Genomic DNA, 2,718 nt, shown 5'->3' with positions numbered 1-2,718 from the left:
GCCGTGAAGCGCGAGCCATAGCCCACGGTGTCGCCCGCCTGCAGCTGCTGCGTGCCGATGATGCGCGTGGCCAGCGTCATGGACGGCTGCAGATCCCACTGCGCCGCCGTGTGCTCGGGGTGGTCCGGCGCGCTGCCGTACAGCACGATGCCGGCGCGCACCCAGTCGCCCCGCACCTGGGCATCGCCGGCATGGCGCAGCGTGGCGGCGCTATTGCAGATGCTGCGCTCGCCCGGCAGGTCTTGCGTGGCGGCGTTGAAGGTCTGCACCTGGTGGGCGATGCCGCGCGGCCCGTCGGCATCGCTGAAATGGGTCATGAACGAGATCTCGTCCACCTGCGGCAGCGCATTCAGGCGCGCCCAGGCGCTGCGATAGCGCTGCGGTGTGAACCCCAGGCGGTTCATGCCCGAGTTCAGCTTGAGGAACACGCGGTGGGGCACCTGGGTCTTGTGGGCCGCCAGCATGTCGATCTGCTCGTCGCAGTGCACGGCATGCCACAGACCGAGGCGCGAGCACAGCTCCAGGTCGCGCGGCTCGAACACGCCCTCCAGTAGCAGGATGGGGCCGCGCCAGCCCAGGTGGCGCACGCGCTCGGCCTCGTCCAGGTCCAGCAGGGCAAAGCCGTCGGCGGCACGCAGCCCCTCGAAGACCCGCTCGATGCCGTGCCCGTAGGCATTCGCCTTGACCACCGCCCAGGTTTTGGCGTCGGGCACCGCCTGACGCACACGCTCCAGGTTGTGGTGCAGGGCAGAGGCATGGATGGTGGCGTGAATGGGGCGCGGCATGGGAATGTACGGAGAAACGAGCATGGGATTCTGGCACTGCGGCGCCCCGAGCGCGTGATATAACCGCCAGTCACCTGTACGCGGCCTCACTATTTAACCGGGCATCAGCCACACTGATACCCTTCCAGCCATTCGATGAAGCGCGGTTTCTACACCATCATGTCGGCGCAGTTTTTCAGCTCGCTCGCCGACAACGCACTCTTCGTGGCAGCCGTGGAATTGCTCCGCACCAGCGGTGCCCCCGAGTGGCAACGCGCGGCCCTGGTGCCCATGTTTGCCCTGTTCTACGTGGTGCTGGCGCCTTTCGTGGGCGCGTTCGCCGATGCCTTGCCCAAGGGCAAGGTGATGTTCGTCAGCAATGCCATCAAGATCGTGGGCTGCCTGATGATGCTGTTCGGCTCGCACCCCCTGATTGCCTACGCCGTGGTGGGCCTGGGCGCGGCGGCCTATTCGCCCGCCAAGTACGGCATCCTCACCGAACTGCTGCCCGCGTCCCAGCTCGTCAAGGCCAACGGCTGGATCGAGGGACTGACCATTGCCTCCATCATCCTCGGCGTGCTGCTGGGCGGTCAGCTCGTGGGGCAGCATCTGTCGGCGGCGCTGCTGTCCATTGACATTCCCATGATCGATACCGGCGTCGACACCGCCGCCGAATCGGCCATCGCCGCGCTCATCGTGGTGTATGCACTGGCCGCCTGGTTCAACACGCGCATCCCCCACACCGGCGTGGAGATGCGCCCGCTGCGCCAGGACCCGCAGCGCAGCATCGTGTCCAACACGCTGGCGCTGCTGCCCGACTTCTGGGCCTGCAACAGCCGCCTGTGGCGCGACCGGCTGGGCCAGATCTCGCTGGCCACCACCACCCTCTTCTGGGGTGCGGGCGGCAACCTCAAGTTCATCGTGCTGGCCTGGGCGGCCGTGGCCCTGGGCTACAACACCACGCAGGCATCGGCCCTGACGGGCGTGGTGGCCATCGGCACCGCCGTGGGCGCGGTGGCCGCATCGGTGCGCATGCGCCTGGACATGGCGACCCGCGTGATTCCGCTGGGCATCACCATGGGCCTGCTGCTGGTGCTGATGGTGTTCATCCGCGACATCTGGCTCGCCATTCCGTTTCTGATCCTGCTGGGCGGCCTGGGCGGCTTTCTGGTGGTGCCCATGAATGCCCTGCTGCAGCACCGCGGCCACAACCTCATGGGCGCGGGCCGGTCGATTGCGGTGCAGAACTTCAACGAGCAGGCCTGCATCCTGGGGCTGGGTGCCTTCTACAGCCTGTCGCTCAAGCTGGGGCTGTCGGTCTTCGGCGCCATCATCGTGTTTGGCGTGGTGGTGGCCGGCATCATGCTGGTCATCCAGCGCTGGCACGCCAGCAACTGCCGCAACCACAGCGAGGAAGTAGGCCACCTGCTGCACATCGCGCGGCAGGACACGCACCACTGAACGCTATCTTTGTGATAGCTTCGAGCGCTTGCTGAACAAGCGCAACACGCCCATTTGATGCCCCATCTGCTTCCCGTACTGGCCCTGGTCTTCAACGCCTTCGTGTGGGGCGTTTCGTGGTGGCCCTTCCGGCAATTGCACGCCGCTGGGCTGCACCCCCTGTGGGCCACGGCGCTGATGTATGCCCTGGCGCTGGCCTGCCTGCTGGTGGCCCGGCCGCAGGCGCTGCGCACCGCCCTGCAGCACCCGGCCCTGTGGCTGCTGGCGCTGAGTTCGGGCCTGACCAACGTGGCCTTCAACTGGGCCGTGACGGTGGGGGACGTGGTGCGCGTGGTGCTGCTGTTCTACCTGATGCCCGCCTGGTCGGTGCTGCTGGCCTGGAAGGTGCTGGGCGACCGCCCCACAGGCATGGCACTGGTGCGGCTGCTGCTGGCCTTCGGGGGCGTGGCGCTGGTGCCTGGTGCCGGCCGACGCCTCGTGGGCCCGGCTGGCG

General features: G+C 67.5%; 3 protein-coding genes. 2 read left to right on the top strand and 1 reads right to left on the bottom strand.

The annotated features are described in order from the left end of the window. A partial coding sequence (gene alr / locus ACDELDRAFT_RS21075) for an alanine racemase (RefSeq protein ID WP_040330335.1) occupies positions 1 to 785 on the bottom strand: 785 nt, incomplete at its 3' end. A 135-nt stretch (positions 786 to 920) separates the two neighbouring features. Between alr and lplT the strand changes: the two genes are divergently transcribed. After that, entirely contained in the window at positions 921 to 2,225 is a 1,305-nt protein-coding gene (gene lplT / locus ACDELDRAFT_RS21070) for a lysophospholipid transporter LplT (protein WP_005800191.1), read from the top strand. Positions 2,226 to 2,282: 57 nt separating this feature from the next. Next, positions 2,283 to 2,718 (top strand): EamA family transporter (locus ACDELDRAFT_RS21065; RefSeq protein WP_005800190.1); only part of this gene is annotated, 436 nt, incomplete at its 3' end.

Source organism: Acidovorax delafieldii 2AN (assembly GCF_000175235.1).
GTDB lineage: Bacteria > Pseudomonadota > Gammaproteobacteria > Burkholderiales > Burkholderiaceae_C > Acidovorax > Acidovorax delafieldii_B.
Note: the sequence above shows the minus strand (reverse complement) of the source record. Positions and strands in the feature narration are given on the sequence as shown.

Excerpts from the sequence above, each read along its gene's own strand:
- lplT (WP_005800191.1), top strand. The coding sequence starts at position 921 with ATGAAGCGCGGTTTCTACACCATCATGTCGGCGCAGTTTTTCAGCTCG.